The sequence below is a fragment of the Flavobacterium sp. ov086 genome, from assembly GCF_900187965.1.
In the GTDB taxonomy this organism is placed as follows: domain Bacteria; phylum Bacteroidota; class Bacteroidia; order Flavobacteriales; family Flavobacteriaceae; genus Flavobacterium.
In genome coordinates this window covers 1-22339 of the sequence record NZ_FZNL01000004.1, presented here as the reverse complement: position 1 = coordinate 22339, position 22339 = coordinate 1, and the positions used below count along the sequence as shown (strand labels likewise).

General features: G+C 32.5%; 17 protein-coding genes. 7 read left to right on the top strand and 10 right to left on the bottom strand.

From position 1 onward, the window contains the following. Nucleotides 1-109: 109 nt before the first annotated feature. From CHB81_RS05610 to CHB81_RS05575, 7 genes are all read left to right on the top strand, one after another. Complete coding sequence (locus CHB81_RS05610) at nucleotides 110-562, top strand: 2-dehydro-3-deoxyphosphooctonate aldolase (RefSeq protein WP_089350916.1); 453 nt, start codon at nucleotides 110-112, stop codon at nucleotides 560-562. Nucleotides 563-584: 22 nt separating this feature from the next. Then, nucleotides 585-917, top strand: a complete 333-nt coding sequence (locus CHB81_RS05605) for a hypothetical protein (RefSeq protein WP_089350915.1) — start codon at nucleotides 585-587, stop codon at nucleotides 915-917. Between the two features lie 71 nt (nucleotides 918-988). Further along, nucleotides 989-1294: a hypothetical protein gene (locus CHB81_RS05600; protein WP_089350914.1), complete on the top strand. Its 306-nt coding sequence runs from the start codon at nucleotides 989-991 to the stop codon at nucleotides 1292-1294. A 480-nt stretch (nucleotides 1295-1774) separates the two neighbouring features. Further along, complete coding sequence (locus CHB81_RS05590; protein ID WP_089350912.1) at nucleotides 1775-2407, top strand: hypothetical protein; 633 nt, start codon at nucleotides 1775-1777, stop codon at nucleotides 2405-2407. 339 nt (nucleotides 2408-2746) lie between these two features. Further along, the gene (gene kdsA / locus CHB81_RS05585) at nucleotides 2747-3565 is read left to right on the top strand and encodes a 3-deoxy-8-phosphooctulonate synthase (RefSeq protein ID WP_072971167.1); all 819 of its coding nucleotides are present in this window, start codon (nucleotides 2747-2749) and stop codon (nucleotides 3563-3565) included. Nucleotides 3566-3582: 17 nt separating this feature from the next. Then, entirely contained in the window at nucleotides 3583-4497 is a 915-nt protein-coding gene (locus CHB81_RS05580; protein ID WP_089350911.1) for a hypothetical protein, read from the top strand. Between the two features lie 252 nt (nucleotides 4498-4749). Further along, nucleotides 4750-5433 (top strand): YiiX family permuted papain-like enzyme, encoded by a 684-nt coding sequence (locus CHB81_RS05575; protein WP_089351197.1) that lies wholly within the window; start codon nucleotides 4750-4752, stop codon nucleotides 5431-5433. Nucleotides 5434-5538: 105 nt separating this feature from the next. Here CHB81_RS05575 and CHB81_RS05570 read toward each other — a convergent pair whose 3' ends face one another. From CHB81_RS05570 to CHB81_RS05525, 10 genes are all read right to left on the bottom strand, one after another. After that, nucleotides 5539-6930 (bottom strand): M20/M25/M40 family metallo-hydrolase, encoded by a 1392-nt coding sequence (locus tag CHB81_RS05570; RefSeq protein WP_089350910.1) that lies wholly within the window; start codon nucleotides 6928-6930, stop codon nucleotides 5539-5541. 95 nt (nucleotides 6931-7025) lie between these two features. Next, nucleotides 7026-8945, bottom strand: a complete 1920-nt coding sequence (locus tag CHB81_RS05565; RefSeq protein ID WP_089350909.1) for a discoidin domain-containing protein — start codon at nucleotides 8943-8945, stop codon at nucleotides 7026-7028. A 38-nt stretch (nucleotides 8946-8983) separates the two neighbouring features. Then, nucleotides 8984-9766 (bottom strand): glycerophosphodiester phosphodiesterase family protein, encoded by a 783-nt coding sequence (locus tag CHB81_RS05560; protein ID WP_089350908.1) that lies wholly within the window; start codon nucleotides 9764-9766, stop codon nucleotides 8984-8986. 132 nt (nucleotides 9767-9898) lie between these two features. After that, on the bottom strand, nucleotides 9899-12199 hold the full coding sequence (gene bglX, locus CHB81_RS05555; protein ID WP_089350907.1) for a beta-glucosidase BglX: 2301 nt from the start codon (nucleotides 12197-12199) through the stop codon (nucleotides 9899-9901). Nucleotides 12200-12292: 93 nt separating this feature from the next. Beyond that, entirely contained in the window at nucleotides 12293-13006 is a 714-nt protein-coding gene (locus CHB81_RS05550) for a prolyl oligopeptidase family serine peptidase (RefSeq protein ID WP_089351196.1), read from the bottom strand. Nucleotides 13007-13017: 11 nt separating this feature from the next. Next, complete coding sequence (locus CHB81_RS05545; protein ID WP_089350906.1) at nucleotides 13018-14388, bottom strand: glucoamylase family protein; 1371 nt, start codon at nucleotides 14386-14388, stop codon at nucleotides 13018-13020. 71 nt (nucleotides 14389-14459) lie between these two features. Beyond that, nucleotides 14460-15935, bottom strand: a complete 1476-nt coding sequence (locus CHB81_RS05540; protein WP_089350905.1) for a RagB/SusD family nutrient uptake outer membrane protein — start codon at nucleotides 15933-15935, stop codon at nucleotides 14460-14462. 4 nt (nucleotides 15936-15939) lie between these two features. Further along, nucleotides 15940-18969 (bottom strand): SusC/RagA family TonB-linked outer membrane protein, encoded by a 3030-nt coding sequence (locus CHB81_RS05535; RefSeq protein WP_089350904.1) that lies wholly within the window; start codon nucleotides 18967-18969, stop codon nucleotides 15940-15942. Between the two features lie 243 nt (nucleotides 18970-19212). Further along, complete coding sequence (locus CHB81_RS05530; protein WP_089350903.1) at nucleotides 19213-21957, bottom strand: histidine kinase; 2745 nt, start codon at nucleotides 21955-21957, stop codon at nucleotides 19213-19215. A 90-nt stretch (nucleotides 21958-22047) separates the two neighbouring features. Beyond that, a partial coding sequence (locus tag CHB81_RS05525; RefSeq protein WP_141130362.1) for an integrase core domain-containing protein occupies nucleotides 22048-22339 on the bottom strand: 292 nt, incomplete at its 5' end.

Here is a 22339-nt window from a genome sequence, read left to right as displayed (position 1 = left end):
TGCACTGATTCTGTTTTTTACATAGATTTAATCTTTTTAATCCTTTATCCCGATAGCGATCGGGAGTGGCAAAAAACTTTTTACATTTGCATTACCAATAACCTAAACCATGAAAAAAATAGCCCTTTTTATCGTTTTACTTCTTACTACAGCTTCTTGTGTGAGTACAAAATCCACTTTGAAAAACGTAGATGACAATGCTCCCGATTTAGTTCTGAAAAAAGACAATACCTTTGCTATTATGCTTTTTAGTAAAGACAAAAAATACGGTTACGATCCTGATTATCCTGTCAATATTTTTTATAGAAATACTACCGACGAAGCTTTGAATGAATCTCGTTTTTTAAATGCTCTTACGGGACCAAATGGCGAAAAAATAACCTATAAACGATTAGAAACCTGTTGTCCTTTCCCGACCAAAAGAAGTAATATGGGTGCTGGCTTTTTAAATGTTTATGAATTAAGATGGGAAGGTCAAAAGAAACCTATTACTCTTTATTTGAATATTTATGAAAAGGGTATTTTGATGGTTCCAATGGGATTAGGTTTGAAGAAGGAGTAATAATTTAGAAAAACAACAATCTATGTTTGGAATCATTCCTTTAATCTTAATCATTTTACCTTTACTATTTCAATTATTTTTTGGTACAAAAGCAATCTACAGAAATATTACACTAGAATTTGGAACGGTCTGTTTGATCAGCATTATTTCACAAATTATATTAACTATTATCGCATATTCAGTTGCTTCATACAACTTTAATAAATACTTCGAGGAACATCCAAATACAACCAGATGCGGAATGGGATTTTTAGGACTTTTTGGGCTTGCTGTTATTTGTTTTATTATAATTTTATTAGTTATGACCATACAATATTTTGTAAAAAGATATTCCGAAAAAAATCAAATAAAATAATCTGTTCAAAAAATAATGGAACTGAAAAAGCAAAATCTATATAAACTATTATTAAGAATTATATACACGTAATGTTTACATTAATTATAATCATCTTACCTATATTCTTCCAGCTTATATTTGGTCGAAAAGCAATTGCTGAGTCTATTACTTTAGAATTTGGAACTATTTCAATGATCAGCATTATTTTACAAATTGCTTTAACAATTATCGCATTTTTAATTGCTTCAAATAACTTTGAAGAGCAGCTTCAAGGCCAGCCATACAGATGCGGAATGGGTTTAATAGGGATATTTGCGTTTTCTTTTCTTTTTACAATAATACTTCTGATTGTTATAATCGTACAGTATTTTATAAAAAGATCTTATGAGGAATAAAATGGTCAAAACAAAAACAGCTTTTTTAATTTTTGTTCTTCTATCGATAATTATATTTCCATATTATATACTATATCTCAATTCCGATTTTTTATCTTCAAAAGTTCCCGGCTGGAATACTGATATTTTTGGTCTTCGCATAGTTTCAAACTTGATTAAGTTTATAGTTCTAAGTGTTGTTAGTTTTTATTACTGGAAACTTTCTAAAAATACTGAAAAAATAGATTTAAAGAAATTCACAATTCATTTATCACTAACACTTCCAGCAATTTTAGCTGCAAATTTAAATGTATACGAATTCGTCGAAATGAATTTACACGATCCTGAAAGCTTCCTGTCTCAAATAAAAATGGTAATTTATATTAATACTTTTATCAATATTTTGTTTTTTCTTGGACAGATTTTGTTTTGGATATTTTATGTGAAATTTCAGAGGAAAATTAGATTTTCAGCAATAACCCAAAACCTAAGAAACGAAACATGAATCCAAAAGAATTTACCATTCAAAGAGGAGTTACGGATAACTACCCCAGAAAATTAATATTAAATCCAAACGAAATAAAATTTGACAGCAAGGATTTAAAAAATGATTCTTTCATAACCTTTCAAAAAGACGAAATTGCTGAATATCATTTTGGTATAAATTGGATGCAGTATAAATTTGTTTTTGGACGTGAATACGTGATATCAATTCGCAATTATGATAATCAGGTTATGAAGATCAATTTCAAAACTTATTTTGGCAGAAGAAAAAATGAATATCATAAACTTTGCAATGAAATTCTGGCTTCACTTTGGGATTTGTATTTTAAAGATATAGCAACAAATTATATTCAAAGACAAGAATTAGGAGAGGAATTTAAAATTGGAAAAGTTACATTTACTAAAGACGGTTTAAATATCCTGAGTAATGCATCTTTGAAGCCTAAAAGTGAATTTATCCCTTGGGAGAAAGTTAGATTTAAAAGTTATGTGACATATTTTGCAATTTATTCTAAAGATGACGCAATAAATATCAATGTTGGATATAGCTACTTAAAGGACTGGAATACAAACATTTTGCATAGTGTCATTAAAACAATTTTGTTGAGAAAGAAAATTGAGAATGATTAATAATTCTTAACTGAATCTTAGGGTACACAAAATATTCATCTGCATTTCAAATTTCAATTACGGAAATATTACTCACACAATTTCTTAAAAGAACTATAATTCCACTACGGCTCTAGCCCTGATAGTCCCGATGCTTCGGGAGGAAATCCTTTTTTGAGAAAGCCCATTTTTTCTGGTTTTTGCAGAGCGACCGGAGGAAGCTCCTGCAAATGCCAAGAAAAAAAGGGTTTAGAGAAAAAGATTGCAGTGAATAGCGGGAATAGCTTCTTAAAAAAAACTTAAATCTTCATCTGCTATTCACAAATCATAACTACCTTTGCACTGTCAAAAAATCATATTATGAACATACAACATATTCCACAAATTAAGCATACTGATAGTGGGAATTTCTTTTTATTGGCGGGACCTTGCGCCATTGAAGGTGAAGAAATGGCTCTCAGAATTGCTGAAAAATTAGTTGGTATTACCGACAAACTTCAGATTCCTTATGTATTTAAAGGATCGTTTAAAAAAGCCAACCGTTCCAGAATCGATAGTTTTTCTGGAATTGGTGACGAAAAAGCATTAAAAATATTAAGAAAAGTTTCTGAAACTTTTCATGTTCCAACTGTAACAGATATTCATACTAATGAAGATGCTGATATGGCTGCTCAATACGTTGATGTATTGCAAATTCCTGCTTTCTTAGTTCGTCAGACTGACCTTGTTGTGGCGGCTGCAAATACTGGAAAAGTGGTGAATTTAAAAAAAGGACAATTTATGAGTCCTGAAAGCATGAAACACGCGGTTCAAAAAGTATTAGATTGTCATAATGAGAATGTTATGGTTACAGATCGTGGTACTATGTTTGGTTACCAGGACATGATTGTTGATTTTAGAGGAATCCCTACTATGCAGCAATATGCATCTACGGTTCTTGATGTAACACACTCGTTGCAACAACCTAACCAAACTGCCGGTGTTACAGGCGGAAGACCTGATATGATTGAAACTGTTGCCAAAGCGGGTATTGCTGTGGGTGTTGACGGTATTTTTATCGAAACTCATTTTGATCCTGCAAATGCAAAAAGCGATGGTGCTAATATGCTTCATTTAGACTATTTTGAAGGTTTAATGACGAAGTTGGTTGCCATCAGAAAAACAGTTAACTCATTTTAATTTTTAATACTAGTTCATTGAAAACAAAAATTTTATTTTTCTTCATGATGTGTGTTTCTTTAAACACTTTTGCTCAAGAAGAAATCGCAGTACAAAAATATACGGCTCATAATAAAGGAAAATTCTTTATTTCCTGGGGAGGTAACAGAGATAGTTATACTAAATCTGATGTGAATTTTAGAGGAAAAGATTACAACTTTACGGTTGCTGATATGAAAGCTCATGATAAACCAAAAGGATATCATATTGATTATGTAAATCCAGCAAACATGACTATCCCACAAACTAATTTTAGAATGGGATATTTCATTAACGATCACTATAGCGTTTCTATTGGTTGGGATCACATGAAATATGTGATGACACAAAATCAAACAGCTAATGTTACTGGTTATATTAATTTGCCTGCTGATCAAGCTGGATCTATTTACAACGGAGATAGCTCATATTATAATAATAGACCTGTAGATATGTCTCAAGGTGGTGCTATTGAAGGTGGTTATGATAAAGGTGTTACTAATCCAAATGGTACTGCTTTTTTAATGTACGAACATACAGATGGTTTGAACTATATTAATACTGAGGTTTCCAGACATGACGATATTTCGAAATGGTTTGGTTTGCCAAATATAGATAAAGTCCAAATTAACTTAACTGAAGGTGTAGGAGTTGGAGTTTTATACCCAAAAACAAATACAACTTTATTAGGAATGGAACGTCATGATGATTTTCACATTTCTGGTTACGGTTTATCTGCAAAAGCGGGAATTAACTTTACTTTTTTCAAATATTTTTACTTACAAGGTGAGTTAAAAGGTGGTTACATCAATATGCAGGATATCAGAACTACAACAAGCAGCGACGATAAAGCTTCGCAAGATTTCTTCTTTTTTCAAAGAATTATCGCTGTTGGTGGAATTTTTAGACTCTAATATTTCATAAAACATATTTAAAAAATAGTTATCATTTTGGTAACTATTTTTTTTTGCCATTTATTTGCTGAGATTTAATTACTTTGTCCATGGATTCAGCGGATTAAACTGATCCTCCCAGATTTCTAATTTTCATAAAAAGCGTGCACATTTGTTTTAACGGATATCTGTGTAAATTTGTTTAATCCGTTGAACCCGTGGGCTTTTTTTCTCTACAATGATAACATAAAATATTTTATATTAAATTTAAAAATGAAAAAACCTAAATATCTCTTTCCCTTAATTACATTTTTACTCAGTTTTGGATGTGCATTGTTTGTTGCCATGAAGGTTTTTCCGAACAATCCATTTTCGCATACAAAAACGAAGCAGGAAACTACTTTACTTGATAAAATTCAGGATGGTGATATTATTTTTCAAACTTCGGAATCTAAACAATGTGAAGCGGTACGAATTGCAACTAATTCAAAATTTTCGCATTGCGGAATTATCTATAAAATAAACGGAAATTTGTTTGTTTTTGAAGCCGTTCAGCCTGTAAAACTCACTTTACTTACTGATTGGATTCAACACGGAAAAGGTCAAAAGTATGTTGTAAAAAGGCTTAAAAATGCAGATACGGTTTTGAAGCCTGAAACTTTGCAAAAAATGAAGGATTACAGCCAGCAATTTATGGGTAAAGAATATGATGCCTTTTTTGAATGGGATGATACACGCATTTATTGCTCAGAACTGGTTTGGAAAATATACAAAAATGGCGCTGGCATCGAATTATCAAAACTTAGACAATTGAAGGATTTCAATTTAAGTGATGAAAGGGTTCAGAAAATAATAAAAGAAAGATATGGAAACGATATTCCACTTGATGAGAAAGTTGTTGCTCCATCTGATTTGGTTGATTCTGCTTTATTGAAAACTGTAATAGATACTTATTAAATTTATTCCCCACGGATTGAACTGATTAAACGGCTTTACGCAGTTTTTTCTATATAAAAAAAGCGATGAGATACTCATCGCTTTTTTATTTCTGTTTTTTACAACTTAATTCGTCGCTGTTGGAAGAACGATTCCGTTTTGATCTACTAAATAGATTAATGACGTCATTGTTGCTGCTCCAAGTTCTAACTCTCTTTTGTTTATAGCATCAAACTTATCGTTTGCAGCGTGATGATAATCAAAATAACGTTGCGAATCTGGCATTAAACCAGCTTTAACGATTGTTTTAGACGTTAAATGCTCAATATCTGAACCTGCGTGCCCTTTTATGAAGCTGTTTATAAAATAAGGCTCAAAAAAGTCTTTATATCCTTGTATTTTTTTCAAGTTAGCATCATCAGCTTCTAATGAAAATCCTCTTGGTGTAAATCCGCCTGAATCACTTTCTAAAGCAAAAATATGATTCTCTTTCTTTTCTTTTGAAACTTCTTCATATTTAGCTCCACCTTTTCCGCCATTTTCTTCGTTCATAAATAATACAACACGAATTGTATTCTTAGGCTTATAGTTTAGGTTTTTAAGGATGCGAACTACTTCCATACTTTGCACTACTCCTGCACCATCATCATGAGAACCATCGGCAAGATCCCAAGAATCTAAATGACCTCCAACAACCATAACGTTTTCCGGAGTTACTGTTCCTGTTAATTCACCAATCACGTTGTGTGACAACACATCTGGCAATGTTTGACAAGATTGTTTGAAATAGAACTTTAATGCTGGATTATTTTTTAACAGCTTGCTCAACAATTCTGCTCCATTTGTGCTAATTGCTGCTGCCGGAATATATTGTTCTTTTGGTAAATCACCATAACTTTGATTTCCTGTATGTGGGAAATCATCTAATCGTAAACTTAAAGAACGTACAATTGTTCCAACTGCACCTAGTTTTGCAGCTTCCTGAGCTCCGCTACGTCTTTGATCTCCCGCTTCTGAATAAGACGTAAAGGTTGGTACATTTTCAGGATCCATTGGTCTGTTGTAAAATACAATCTTACCTTTTACTTTATCTCCTAGTTCTTTCAGTTCTTTTATGCTGTGAACTTCAATTACCTCAGCAGTAATTCCTGTTTTAGGTGTTGCAATTGAGGCTCCTAAAGCACAAATTGGCACTACGGTTTTTGTTTTATTATCTAAAATATAAGCCGTTTCTTTTTCGCCACGAACCCAATGCGGAACCATAACGTCTTGTAAATATACTTTATCAAGTCCAAGAGTTTCTAGTTGTCTTTTGGTGTATTGAACTGCTTCTTCGGCACTTGCAGATCCTGATAAACGACTACCAATATCGTTTGATAAATATTCTAACCAAGTGTAGCACTTCGCTTCGGTTAAGGCTTTTTTGTAAAATAATTTAATGTTTTTCTCATCGTTTGATTGTGCAAAAGATGTTAAGCCGTTTAAAGCCAAAACAGTTAAAAGAATCGTTTTTTTCATGGTGTTTTATAGCATTTTGGGTTGTATAACAAAGGAACAAAATTCTTTATAATTGCAATAATTTTTTTACAACCTTTTCTTAAATAAAACCAGAATTATTTTACTTCTTTTAGTTTGTTTTTTGCTCCTATTCCACTTTCATTAAATGCTTCAATTGTAAAATAATATTTAGTGCCTTTATCTAAACCTCTAAAATCATATGAACCTTCGTCATAAACCATAATGCTATTGTATAATTTATCAGGACTAATTCCGTAATAAATATTATAACCAATTGCATCTGCTTGCTTTTTCCATGTAATCATTGCATTTCGTGAATCCTTTGCATTTCTGTTCACTTTAAAATCCGAAACTGCTTTTGGCTTTTCTGATAATCCATTTCCAAAAACTCTAAAATCAGAAACTGCAAATAATCCCGATGCAGTGTGAATATTCACCATTTTGATATAACGCGCTTTAATTGGTTTTGTCAATTCGACATAATCATGAGGAACATCTTTAGCATTTTGAGATTTATCAACTACTAAGGTCCAATTTACAGCATCATCAGACATGAAAATTTTATATTGATAATAAATATCCATCGCTTTGTTATATTGCGTTGCTTTATGATCTGCATAGTTTACTTGCAAAGCATTTATTTGCATTTGTTTACCCAAATCAAGTTGTAACCATTCTCCCGATTTATCTGTTTTTGCTGACCAATAGGTCTGAATATTTTCATCCGTTAGATTATTCGCTCCATAACAAAATTTCTCATATACTTTTTTACCGCCATTGTCCATTCTGTGTGTTTCAACTTCCATACATTCTTCTGAAGAAGAAACTGTTACCGGCTTTTTATAAGAAAGCAACATCCATCCTGAAGAAGCTCCTTTTTCCTGATTGCGTTCTGCAGTTGGTAATACTATTGGAAAATCTCCATAAGAAGTTATCGAATACATTACATCGTCTTTGTCAAATCCAGCCGGGAACATATCAATACGACGCTCAAAACGGTCTTTAATAGAGATTTTACAAGTTCCAGTATTCCAGTAATTTCCATAATTATCTGCAAAGGTATTTCCGTGTCCGGCTCCAATCACAAATCCTCCTGGTTTATATGACATTGGATTGTGTTTTTGATATACAAATGGCCCTAACGGATTATCTCCAACATGTACTCCATTTGCATAACCTTTAAACTCGGTTGCCGGAGCTCCGTATTGCATATAATATTTTCCGTTGTGTTTAGTCATCCATGCTCCTTCAATAAAGTTGCCCCAAGGTGCTGGTTCCATATCGTTATTAGGTCCAAAACGTTCCCAACCGTGATTTGCAGGATCTAATCCAACGACTTCTTTAATCTGACCGTATGGACGCTGAATATCCTCAACTTCTGTCGCTTTGTATAGTTTTTCGTAATCTGCCTGATTTCCTTTCGGCAACCAGGTATCATAATCTACTTCTACGCCTACAAGAGGTAATTTTCCGCTTGATCCGTAGTACATATATACTTTTTTATCGTCATCCTGAAAAATCGCAGGATCCCAGGTTGGCAGCATTGCTTTGTCTACATGTCGCAACCATTGTCCTGATTTTGGATCGGCTGTTTTCCAGATTGGATGATCTCTTTTCCAAGTTGAACCCACATAGAATAAAGTATCATTTACTACCCAAGCCGCCGGTGCACATTGATCATCATCTGCAGGTTTTCTTTGAAAACTTCCATAAACAAATTTCCAGTCAGACATGTCTTTACTCCAAAAAAATCCTGCCTGATTTGTAGCAAATAAATAATATTCGCCTTTAAAAGTAATAATTACCGGATCTGCGCTTGAACGGCGGGATTCCGGAATACCATTATGATTTTCTGTTGTATAATTATATCCAATATTAATTGGATTACAATAAGTAGTTGCAGGTTTATTTGGATCAAACCATTCCGTTTTACCCGGAATAATGTTTTGTGCCAATATCTTGGTATTGAAACCAATAATCATTAGCAAAACGGGGATTAAATATAGTTTTTTCATAATTTATTTTTTAGTTAAATAGACTCCATATAATAGAGTTATTTTTTCTTCATTAATCTTTCAGCAAGTAATTCAGGTTCATTGGTAGTTATGTAATCAAAATTATTCCCGATAATCCAATCCATAACATCAGCATCATTAACCGTCCAGACATTTAAAATAATCTTATTGTCTTTTGCTTCTTTTATCCACTCAGGATGTTTTTGAAAAACAGAGAAATGATAATCAACACCAGAAATATTATCCTTTTTTACTTCTGCTGGAGATTTATTTCCTTCCAGATATTGTAAAGAAGCTTTGGGATCTATTTGTTGAATTTGTTTCAGAATTTCGTAGTCAAAACTTATGTAAGACGTTATTTTATCTGCCTTAAGTTTTTTGATGGTTTCAACCGTTTTTATGGCAGTTTGTTTTCCTCTTTCTTTACTTATTTCCGAAGGTTTTATTTCACAAACCAAAAGTGTGTGTTTGTTATTTCTTTTCCCTTCTGTAATATATTCGTGTAAAGTTGGCAGCTTCTCTCCGTTTGAAAGTTTAAACTTTATCAGATCTTCATAATTTGTTTCTTCAATGAGCAATTTATTATAATGCGCATCGTGATTGATCACAAGGGAATCATCGGCAGTTCTCCAAACATCAAATTCTGAACCTGCGAGTTTTAAATCAATTGCATGTCTAAGGGAAGCAATTGAATTTTCAGGTAAATTATTTTTCTTCCATGCGCCGCGATGTGCAACAATCGCATTTTTTCCGACATTACAAGAAGAAAAAACAACTACGATGGCTAAAGAACATACTTGGAATGTTTTACTTATTTTCATTTTATAAAAATTAAATTTATATTTTTCTAAAAGTCCTGACTAACGATTTTACCTATAAACCACTAACCAAAAAGCGAAAAAAAAGCCCTTCGTCAACCAATTCCGAAGGGCTAATTGCAATAAATAAACCAACTATTTAGTTAATTCAAAACTAACTTTCTTGTCTGCATTTGAATTTCCACCAACGAAAACATCAAACTGTCCAGATTCTGCTACGAATTGTAAATCAGAATTATAAAATTTTAAATCTTCAACTGTGATGTCAAATGACACAGTTTGCTTCTCTCCTTTTTTAAGAGTTATTTTTTGGAAATTTTTCAATTCTCTAACTGGTCTTGTTACTGAACCTACTAAATCTCTAATGTATAATTGAACGGTTTCTTTTCCGTCATAATTTCCTGTGTTTGCAACATCAACGGTTACTTTTAATTTTCCGTTGAAATTCATTTTATCAGATGAAATTTTCAAGTTAGAATATTCAAAAGAAGTATAGCTTAATCCAAAACCAAATGGAAATAATGGCTCGTTTCTTTCGTCGATATAGTTAGATCTGAATTTTTCAAATTTACCTTCTGTGTTAGAAAGTGGTCTTCCTGTGTTTTTATGTGCGTAATAAATTGGCAATTGTCCAACGCTTCTTGGGAAAGTTGAAGTCAATTTTCCTGAAGGATTTACATCTCCAAATAAAACATCGGCAATAGCATAACCTGCTTCACTACCTGCAAACCAAACATTTAAAATTGCAGGAACAGTTTCATTCTCTTCTTTAATAACCAACGGACGACCATCGAATAATACTAAAACAACTGGTTTTCCTGTTTTTAATAAAGCGTTTAATAAATCTTTTTGAGCTTGTGGAATTTCTAAATTCGTACGGCTGCTAGATTCTCCACTCATCTCTGCAGATTCTCCAAGTGCTGCAACAATTACATCTGATTGATTCGCTACTTTTAATGCTTCTGCTAATAATTCTTCTTTAGAACGACCATCGCGGTGTAAGGTTTTACCAAACATTGTTGCGTTAGTTTCAAAAGTTTCATCGTAATCTAAGTTGCTTCCTTTAGCATATAATACTTTTGTAGAAGATCCTGCTACTTCTTTGATTCCTGCTAATAATGAAATAGCATTTTCCATTTTTGTAGCTACACTCCAGGTTCCCGGCATATTTTCTTTGGCATCAGCCAATGGTCCGATTAAAGCAATTGTACCTGATTTTTTAAGAGGTAATACTTGATTTTGATTTTTTAATAAAACCAATGATTGTGCTGAAATTGATCTTGCTTCTTTTCTACTGCTTGCTGTAAAAATTTCTGTTTTTGCTCTGTTTACATCACAATATTTATAAGGATCGCTAAACAATCCTAAATCATATTTTGCTTCTAAAATAAGTTTAACAGCATTATCAATTGTTTCGATTGTTACTTTTTTCTCGTCTAAAGATTTTTTCAAAGTACCTAAGAAACCTTCACCAACCATATCCATTTCAACACCGGCATTTAATGATAAAGCCGAAACCGCTTGTAAATCACCCATTCCGTGTTCGATCATTTCAGGGATTCCGGTAAAATCTGTTACTACGAAACCTTTAAAGCCCCATTGTTTTCTTAAAACATCTGTCATTAACCATTTGTTTCCTGTTGCAGGAATTCCGTCAATTTCATTGAAAGAAGCCATTACAGAACCTACTCCTGCATCAACAGCAGCTTTGTAAGGAGGGAAATAATCATTAAACATTCTGATATGACTCATGTCAACAGTATTGTAATCACGTCCTGCTTCTGGCGCACCATATAAAGCGAAGTGTTTTACGCACGCCATGATAGAATTATTTTTTGAAAGATCGTGTTGTTGGTATCCGTTAACCATTGCTTTTGCAATCTGGCTTCCTAAATATGGATCTTCTCCTGAACCTTCAGAAACTCTTCCCCAACGAGGGTCACGAGAAACGTCTACCATTGGAGAGAATGTCCAGTTGATACCGTCAGCACTTGCTTCCTGAGCAGCGATTTGTGCACTTCTTTCGATTAAACCCATATCCCAAGTACAAGATAATCCTAACGGAATTGGGAATGTTGTTTCGTAACCGTGAATTACATCCATACCAAAAAGCAATGGAATTTTCAAACGGCTTTGTTCAACAGCAATTTTTTGTACTTCTTTAATTTTTTGAACAGATTTAATATTGAATAAACCTCCAACCTTACCTTCAGCAATATTTTTAGCCACATTAGAGCTATTTGCTTGTCCTGTCGTAATATCTCCAGAAGTTGGTAAATTAAGCTGCCCTAATTTTTCATCTAACGTCATTTTCGACATCAACTCCGCTACAAACTCTGATTTTGGTTTAATTTTTACTGTATTTTTAGTGGTCTTTTTTTGAGCGTAACCCAAAACAGCACATCCTAAAAAAAGTAAGACTAATTTGTTTTTCATGTGTATTTAATATTTATTTCTTAATGGAACATGGAATCGCTTTTCTTCATTCTGTTTATAATTTGGAATCGAAGCGATTTCATTCTATTATATTTATTTGTTCGTATTCGTTTTTATTTGTTTAAACATCCAGTTATAAATCTCAGGATTGTCATAAACTCGTGACCAACTATCGTGACCTGCATCATCAAAAATGGTTAATTGAACATCTTTGGCATTACATTTTTTTAGCTCTTTGTAAATGGTAATTGCGTAATCTACTTTTACCACATCGTCTAATAATCCGTGAAAAATTCTGGTTGGAATAGTAGCAATTTTACAAACACTTTCTAATTCGATCAAATCAACAAAACCCGAAATTGGCACTATTGCAGCAAACTTATCCGGGTATGAAAGCGCTAAATTCCATGCTGCCCAACCTCCGGAACTTAAACCTGTAACATATATTCTGTTTGGATCTATTTTATTCTCTTTTTGAATTTTTAAAATCAATTCATTAATCGATTCAATATCCCAATTTTCATCTTCTTTGCATTGCGGAGCCAAAACGTAAGCATCTAATTGATGTGTTTTTAAATATTTTAAAGGTCCATTAATTTTTACTTTCTCAATGTCCGTTCCCTTCTCTCCATCTCCCGAAATAAAGACTATTAATGGCTTATTTTCTTTTGTATTTGCAGGTTTGTGTAAAGCGTAACCTAATTCATGTTTTACCATCACCTCTGTTTTTATTGTTCCGGTAATATCGCTTTGTGCAAAACTCAACACAGAAAATAGTAGTGTAATTAATGCTAATTTATATTTCATATTAAATGCCATTAAAACCCGTATTTTCCAGATTTGAAACCAAGTTTAACTAATCCTTGTTTTACTTCAGGGGCATTCATAAATAGCTTCCATAATAAACCACTTCTGTAGTTTTCGATCATAACTACTTCCGGCCCTTGGTCGATTGCTAAATAGCGTTTTGCAACCCAGTTATTATTTTGCAAACTCAAAGCATCATAAAATCCTGCTTCTCCCCACGTTTCTTTTTTATGGTTTTCGTACAAATTACGAATTACTGCCATTGACTCTTTTGGGGTATAAACAATTGAACTTATTGCCGCTGTTGGTGACATAACGCCCTGATCATTGCTTGGCATATGTGCGTTGTACCCGATTGATCCATCTGGATTTCTGGAATAAGACGCTGTTAATCCCCAATAATCTGCACTGTAACCTTTTTTAGGATTTTGAACACAATACTCATAATTGATTTTTGTCTGATTTACATTCAAATCCCAATAATTAGCATATTTATCACTTAACTGATTTGGATCAAGCCCAACATAAGAATAATGAGCCCAAAATAATGGTCCTCCAAATTCTTCTGCTCCATTGTGTTTTAAAATTAACGGAATATTATATTTAGTTTTTGGAGAAACAATTCCGCCACTTCTCGCCCATCCTTCGTGATATGCTTTTGCATTAATTGCATGTGTTGGCGAAGATGCTCCCAGTACATAAGTAATCAAACATTCGTTGTATCCTTCAAGCGGGAAATTCATTTGCCAATCGTACGTTGGCGACCAGTGCCAATACAATACATTTTTATTGTTTGTGTACCATTGCCAGTCAACACCTTTCCAAAGTGCATCATATTTTTGAGCAACTGCTTTCTCATTTACAGAACCATCTTTTAGATATTCACGAACTGTAATCATTCCCGCAACCAAAAATGAAGTTTCGACTAAATCTCCACCATTATCCTTGGTTCCAAAAGGCTTTACTTTTCCTGTATTTCCGTCGATCCAATGCGACCATGCTCCATGAAAACGATCTGCTTTGCCTAAAAAATCTGCTATTTTGTTTAGTCTTTCAACTCCTTGTGCTTTGGTAATATATCCTTGAGACATTCCCGAAACGATCGCCATTAATCCAAAACCAGAACCTCCGGTTGTAACAATATTGGAATCATTTTCAGGGTAATTCCCATCTGGATGAAAACGCTCTCTGGCCAATCCTGAATTTGGTTCAGCATAATCCCAGAAATACTTAAAAGTTTGTTTTTGAACAGTAGCTAAAAGTTCTTCATCTGTTAATTTTACAGTTGTAACATTTTCTCCTTCTTTTTCTTTTGATTTATCAGAATTAGATCCGCAACCAAATAAACTAAAAACTAATAATAAAACTGAAATTTTAACCATTATCAAAAATTTAAATATTGAATAAATAATCACTTCCCTCAAAACTGAGGGAAGTGATTTAAGGATTTTAATTAATAACCAGGGTTTTGTTGTGATAAACCGTTGGCTTGCAATATGAATGATGCCGGTATTGGGAATAATTCATTTTTACCTTCTGTAAATGTTCTTCCGTTAGGGAAAATATCGCTTTTATCAGCTGCAAAAGCATCTTTTGCTTGTCCAGTTCTTACTAAATCAAAGAATCTGTCAAATTCAAAAGCCAACTCAACTCTTCTCTCTTTCCAAATTGCTTTTCTAACATCGGCTTGTGATGTTGCTGGAGTATCACCTAATCCTGCTCTGTGTCTAATTTCATTTAATAATGGAATCGCTTGAGAAGTCAGATTTAGTTCATTCAATGCTTCAGCTTTCATCAACAATACTTCACCATATCTTAGATATTTAATGTTTGCATTTGTTTCCCATGCATCTGTAAATGAAGAAGAATAAGCTTTAAAATTATACATTGGATTTTCAACTGTTGCAGGAACAACTCTTCCATCATATAAAGTTGAATTTCTGAAAATAATAGTAGCGTCTCTTCTAAGATCTCCAGTCTCATAAGCGTTTAGCAAACTTACAGATGGTGTGTTGAAACCCCATCCCCATCCACCGGCACCACGAGCACCCTGAACGTTTGAATATCCCACGATTCCTTTAGTTGGTACCGCACCGTTTCCGTTAATTTCAAACAAAGATTCGATATCATTCTCACCTTCTAATCGGAACATTCTAGCATAACTTGGATTAAGCGCATATCCTGTAATTAAATTACAGTTGTCAACTACTTGTTGCCATTTCTTTTGGTACAAACTAACTTTAGCCAATAAAGCATAAGCAGAACCTTTTGTCGCTCTCTCTTTTTCATCTGCTGAGTAAGCACCTCTGTTTGGTAAAACTGCAATTGCATCTGCTAAGTCTTTTTCAATAAAAGTATAAACCTCAGCAAGTGGTTTACGAGTAAGTAACATTATTTTATCTGCTTCAGAAGTTGGATTTTGTAAACGATCTACAATAGGAACTCCTCCGTAACATTTTACTAAAGTAAAATACATGAAAGCTCTTAAAAATTTAGCCTCCCCCATTAATCTTTCTCTTAAAGCAGGATCAGCTTTATCTAATTTTGGAATAATATTTAATGCCTGATTACATCTGTTAATTCCATCATACTGAGCAATAAAAGTACTTTCTGCAGATGGGTTTGATGAATTATAACTTAACGCGTCTAGAACATCTTTATCTGTTCCTCCATCTCCTGGTGAAGATCCTTTGTCAGCATCATCAGATGTAATACTTGCTAAACCAATCCAACCAAATGAACTCATATCCCAATCAAGGAATTTGGCGTAAATTGAAGTTACAAATGTTTTTGCTCCATTGTCAGTATTGTACAATTCAACATCTGTTGTTGGTATAGCTTGGGTAGGATTAACATCTAAAAAGTCGTCTGCGCAACCTGTAAAAAACAATGCTGACAGCGCAAACATTGATATATATATCTTTTTCATAATATTAAAATTTTAAATTAGCACCAATAACGAAAGATCTTAAAGAAGGATAAGCATCAAGCTCAATTCCTTGAGTTCCGTAAGGATTTCCATCTCCATTTAATTCTGGCGAAAATCCAGAGAATTTTTGCGTAATAAATGGATTAATAGCATTTACATAAATTCTGCAATAGTTAACAAAACTTGTCTCATTTAAAGGAAGTTTATATCCTAAAGTGATATTGTTAATTCTAAAGAAATCACCTGATTCTAAATAGTAAGTCGATGCATAAGGCACTTCATTAAATGGCTTAGGGTTTACACTATTTTGACCTGCAGCCGTCCAGAAATTATTTGTTAAAGATTCCTCAACGTTCTCACCTGTAAAACGTTGTGCTTTTTTACCATTATAAACTTTTGCTCCTCCTGTACCGTATCCGTCAACAGAGAAATCAAAGTTTTTATAATTTACTCCTAATGTTACACCGTAATTACTTTTTGGTAAAATTGAACCTGCATATCTTTTATCTTTATTAGCATCCAATTCAGTTTGAACTACTTTATTGCCAGCAGCGTTGTAATACAACATTTTACCCGTTGCAGAATCTACACCTGCATATTCGTAAAGATAAAAGCTACCTAATGGCTGACCTATAGAGGTTTTGTTAAGCATTTTTGTATCTTGACCATTTCCTAAATTTCCTCCAACAAGTGGTGAAATATCAAAATCTTTTAAGCTAGAAAGCTCATTTTTATTATAAGAATAGTTTCCACCTATCCAGTAACTTAAGTTATCTGAGATTTTATCATCCCAACGTAAAGCAATTTCATAACCTCTATTTGAAACTTCACCAACGTGCGCAGGAGATGGTATTGTCAATCCTGAAGTCATGTAAGGTTTTGTATTTAAAATTACATTACTTGTGTTTTTATCATAAACATCGAACGATCCTTTTAATCTGTTATTTAGCAATTCAAAATCAAGACCTACAGAAGTTTCCTCTGTGATTTCCCATGATAAGCTTGGATCAATTTGTGAGTTAATTGTTGTACCTGGGTATAAAATTGAACCTCCTAAATAACCGTCAAGACCTGAAGCATAAGCCTGACTGTTTAATGGAACATTTTGATTTCCTAATTTACCCCAAGAACCTCTTAATTTTAATAAGTCTAAACCTTTAATATTTGACAAAAAGTTTTCTTTAGTCATAATCCAACCAATACCAAAAGATGGGAAAGTTCCCCAACGATAATCTTTAGCAAAATTTGAAGATCCATCACGTCTGATTGTTCCTGTAACTAAATATCTATCCATTAACTTATACTGGAATCTACCAAAATATGACGCTAATCTACTTTCGTTATACGTTACATCATATAAACTTGTAATATCGCTAACGTATTCTACACCATGTGCATCTTTAGCATTATATAAAGACCAGTAGTTAGAGTTTGAACTAACATTTTTTCTTGCAATAGATAAAGTTTCTCTTGGCCCTTTTACAGAAGCCTCCATACCTGCAGTTAATTCAACATCGTGAATATTTCCAAAAACTTTATTATAAGTAAAATAGTTAGATAAGTTCCAATTAAAATATTGTTCTCTACCTCTTGTTAATAAATTTACAGGATCACTTTTATGACTATTTACATAATCAGCAGCTGTTGTATTTGGGTTTGCTGCCATCCAAATACCCTGTTTATCCTCAAAATTGTATTGGTTCCAAGAATAATACTCTCCATTAAACTGTGAAGTAAATTTTAATCCTTTTATGATTTCATAATCTAATTTTAGACCACCTTGAAGAGTAATACTTTTTTGTCTTTCATTATAAAAATCCAATTGAGCTACTGGATTACCAACGTTATTAAAAGAAGAACCAATTTGACTCGCAACACCATTTGCATCATAACGAGATACACCATATTGCCCATCAGAAAAACGTACTGGAACTAAAGGTGATTGTTTGTAAGCATTTGTAAAAGCACCAAGCGGTTTTGGATTTGAATTAGCGGAAGTAAAACTTAGATTTTGGGTTAAAGTAACTTTTTTAGAAATTTTAAATTCATTGTTGTTTCTAAAAGTAGTACGTCCATAACTTAATCCGTTCAAAATTGCTTGCTCTTCGTAATTTCCTGCACTGAAAAAATATTTAATATTTTCTGAAGCACCAGAAATAGAGATGTTATTCTGAGTATATGATCCTGTTCTTGTAATTTCGTCAAACCAGTTAGTATTAACAGGTTGATTAGCTGCAAAAGTATTTTTACCTAAAGCCGCATTTGAATATGCTGCATATTGGTTACTATTTGCCATTTTTACTTTTTTAAGCGGTTGTCTAAAACCAGCAAAACTTTCAATTTCTACTGATACTTTTTCACCTTTACCTTTTTTAGTAGTAATAATGATAACTCCATTCGCAGCTCTGGTACCGTAAATTGCTAAAGATGAAGCATCTTTAAGGATCTCATAAGAAGTAATGTCATTTGTATTGATATTGTTGATATTCTCCGTTGGCATTCCATCAACAATATACAAAGGACTCCTTCCTCCTAATGCTGTACCTAAACCTCTAATAACAACCGATGGAGTACTTCCCGGCAAATCTGAAGATATTACCTGAACCCCCGCAGCTTTACCTTGAATTGCCTGTGACGCATTCAATACTTTAGTTTTTGTAATTTCTTCTGCTTTTATAGAAGTAATTGCCGAAGTATTATCAATTTTCTTTCTGGTACCATACCCAATAACAACTACTTCTTTTAGAGCAGTATCACCTGCTTCTTTTAATGTAACAGTCATACCAGATTTCGCTGCCATAGAAACAGCATCAAAGCCCAGCATAGAGATTTTTAAAATCTCACCTTCTTTGGCATTTATTGTAAAATTTCCGTCGAAATCAGCATCAGCAGATGTTCGGGATTGCGGAGCGCTAATAACTGCTCCGGGAACTCCCATTCCGCTACTGTCTACTACTTTTCCTTTAATTGCTTGTCCAGACATATAAGCTGGAAGAAGCAAGAGCGCTAAAAAGCTAAAAATAAAATTTTTCATACAGTTTGTAATCGTTTAAGTTAGTTCGACCAAATTAAACAATTACAACGTTGTAGTACATCAAAACCACTACAACATAGATACATCATTATGTTAAATTACACACATAAACAACTGCAAATCAATATTATAAATGTTAATTTTAGATTATTAACATTTCTTTATGATGTACTAATGATGTATTACAATACCATAAAAAAAGTGGTTAAAAAATAAAATATCACCAAAATTCAATAACTGAAATTAGATATTAAGTAAAAATTTTGACAGATTATCTTCTTGAAGGAGGTTTAGCTTCTTTCTTAAGCGATAACGATGTAGCTCTACACCTCTAAATGAGATGTTCATCATAGGGGCAATTTCCTTTGAAGAAAGGTTCATTTTAAGATAAACACACAGCTTTATATCTTTTGGAGTAAGATTTGGAAATTTCTTTGAAAGATTAATGATAAACTCGTTGTGAATTTGATTCAGGTTTGTTTCAAAAATTTCCCATTCGTGTTTATTTACTTCATTTATTTTAATTGCTTTTTTGATTTCGCTTTTAAGCTTACTAAAATCTTTCTCTGAATCAAGGATACTTTGAATATTTTCAATCATTTCACTTTGCTTCGCAATAGACAATGATTTTCCGGCAACTTCAGATGATTTTGTCTGCAATTCAAGTTCCAAAATATGCTTTTCGTATTCCTGAACATTCAATTCATTTTCGGCTTTTAATTCCATTTCCAGAATTTCTCTTTGATGTTTTAATTCTTCTGCCTGCAATTTTAATTTTTGCATATAGCGAAATTTATTCCATTTATAATAGAAAAATAAAACTCCTGCTATGACCAAAAAATACAATAAAATCATCCAAATTGAAAAATACCAGGGTTCGGCAACTTTAAAATCAAAATTTGCTACTTTTTCATAACTAGCTCCATTATGATTAAAAATAGCAATTGAATGGTAACCACTGCTTAAATTATTCAACACAATTAATCCATCTTTTACTGAGATAAAATCTTTACTATTATTCAGTTTATAGAACAAATTAGGCTTACTTGCACCATAAATTCCAGATATCACATTAATTTTTAATTCTGTGTTAAATTTGATTTCAGCATCATTAGGAACTAAATTACCATCGTTAAACGCTTCTACTTTAATATCTGAATTTTGTTTGTTTTCATATTTCAATTGAAGCGAAATAAAACCATCATCCAAATTCAACAAATAGTGATTTTGAGTTTTAAAAATTCTAAGATTATCATTGATCAGTTTTCCTTTATAATATTTCTCCTGAATGATATTCCATAAAAATTTATTTCCATTTGCGTAAATATGGTATAAGATTCCGTTTTGCAAAACCATAAAATGATCCTCATCAATAGATACGACATCAGTTATATTCTTGAAATTAGAATTAAATAATTGGTTTTCTTCTAATTTACCTGCAAGCGAATTATAAGTATACCATACATTATTGATTAGAAAAAGAATCTCACTTCTAAATTCAAAAATCTTAACGCCAAAATCGTTCTTTATTTTACTTTGCTGCGAAACGTTTTCGACTTTTCTGGTTTTATAATCATCATCATACAAAACGCGATATAATCCCCGATAATTATCTGCTGCCCAAATTTCGTTCTTTTTATTCTGAGCGACATATTTTATGGGTTTCGAAAGCCCTTTAATAATTTTACGCTGTGCAAAATCTGATGGATTATCATACAATATAACACCACTATAAGTAGACTGAAAATAAGTGTTATTGATACTGCTTTTCGATAAATTCCACCCTCCGCTTATATTATTTATTTTGACCAAAGAACCGTTGTCATAAGAGAATGTTCCATCGTTATGTCCAATGATATATTTATTATCAATTTTTGTAATATTCCATGCTTGCCCCTGAGTGTTAGGCAGCATATTAAATTTTCCTGCATAAAACTCATAAATACCATGATTTGAAGCAATCAAATACCCTTTATTCGTGGTTGCTACCGAATAAACAGAACCCAAAATTCCTGAGTTATCGTAGAAAAAAGATATTGGAGAATTTACTTCTACATGAGCAATTCCGTTGTCTAATCCCAGCCATAAATCATTTTCTTTATCAAAACCAATACTTAAGACAGAGTTGTTCATCAACACATTATTTCTGTCGATATTCTTGTAGGTATTTGAGTTGAAATCATAAATAAAAACACCCCGATTACCTGTTCCAACAACCAATTTATTGTTTCTAATAAATTTAGCAATATTAATTGTAGCTGCTTTAAAAGTTTCATTCAAAGGATTATCCCAGGACTTTAAACTTCCATTTTCCAGAATAAAAATTCCTTTTTTCTGAGTAAACACATAGGTTTTGTTTTGGTATTTTTCGATGGCATGAACTACAGTCTTTTTTAGAACGTCCCATCCTTTTGGATTCGCAATTCGGGAGCCATCCATCTTAAAAATACCTTTTGCAACAGAAGCAACATATACATTATCGTCAACCACAAAACAATAGGAAATTAAAAAAGGAAATCTGATTTTTTTAATATGTTTACCATCATAAATGAAAACATCATTGAAAGATTGAAAATACAAGGAATCCTTAAATCTGAAAATTTTCCAAATCTCTTCATTATCTTTTTCATCAAATAAACGCAGATTTTTTGTAATTGAAACATAATGCATTTTACCCTCTTTCCTGTACCAATATCCAAATTCTTTATAGGAACCAGAATAAATTTTATCACCTTCAATCAAAATTGATCTGATAATGGTTTTATTAGGTAATGAGTATTTTTCCCAAAGAACACCATCATATCGCAGTAAATAGTGATTATTGGCAAAATACATCGCATTATCTTTTCCCTGAACAACATTCCAAATTTGGTTATCGCCCTGGTAATCAGATTTATTATAATTTTCTACAAAAGGAAGTAATTCTTGTGCTTGAATTTGAAAAGCTACGAAAAAGAAAAATAACGTTTTTATAAGTATCGATTTCAAAATATGGTATTTTATATTCAAAGATAATGACAAATATTTAATTGTCTCGTCCTAAAAAAACGACACTGATTATTAGATAAAAATAATTAATTAAACAGTTGCAAGAACGTTCTTGCAACTGTTTTTGTTTTTATAGGTTCTTATTTGGATTTGATTTTGACAATGCATTTGATTTGGTGTTAGCATATGATTAGAATAATGTGGTCTTTGTTCATTGTAAATATTGATCGATTCTTTTATAATTTGTTTTGTAATTTTTATTTTTTGATGATATTTATCGATCATAAATTCTTGTTTTAAAATTCCATTAATTCTTTCTGCTACGGCATTTTCATACGGGTCTGAGTTTTGGGTCATACTGCATAAGACTTTATTTTTGATT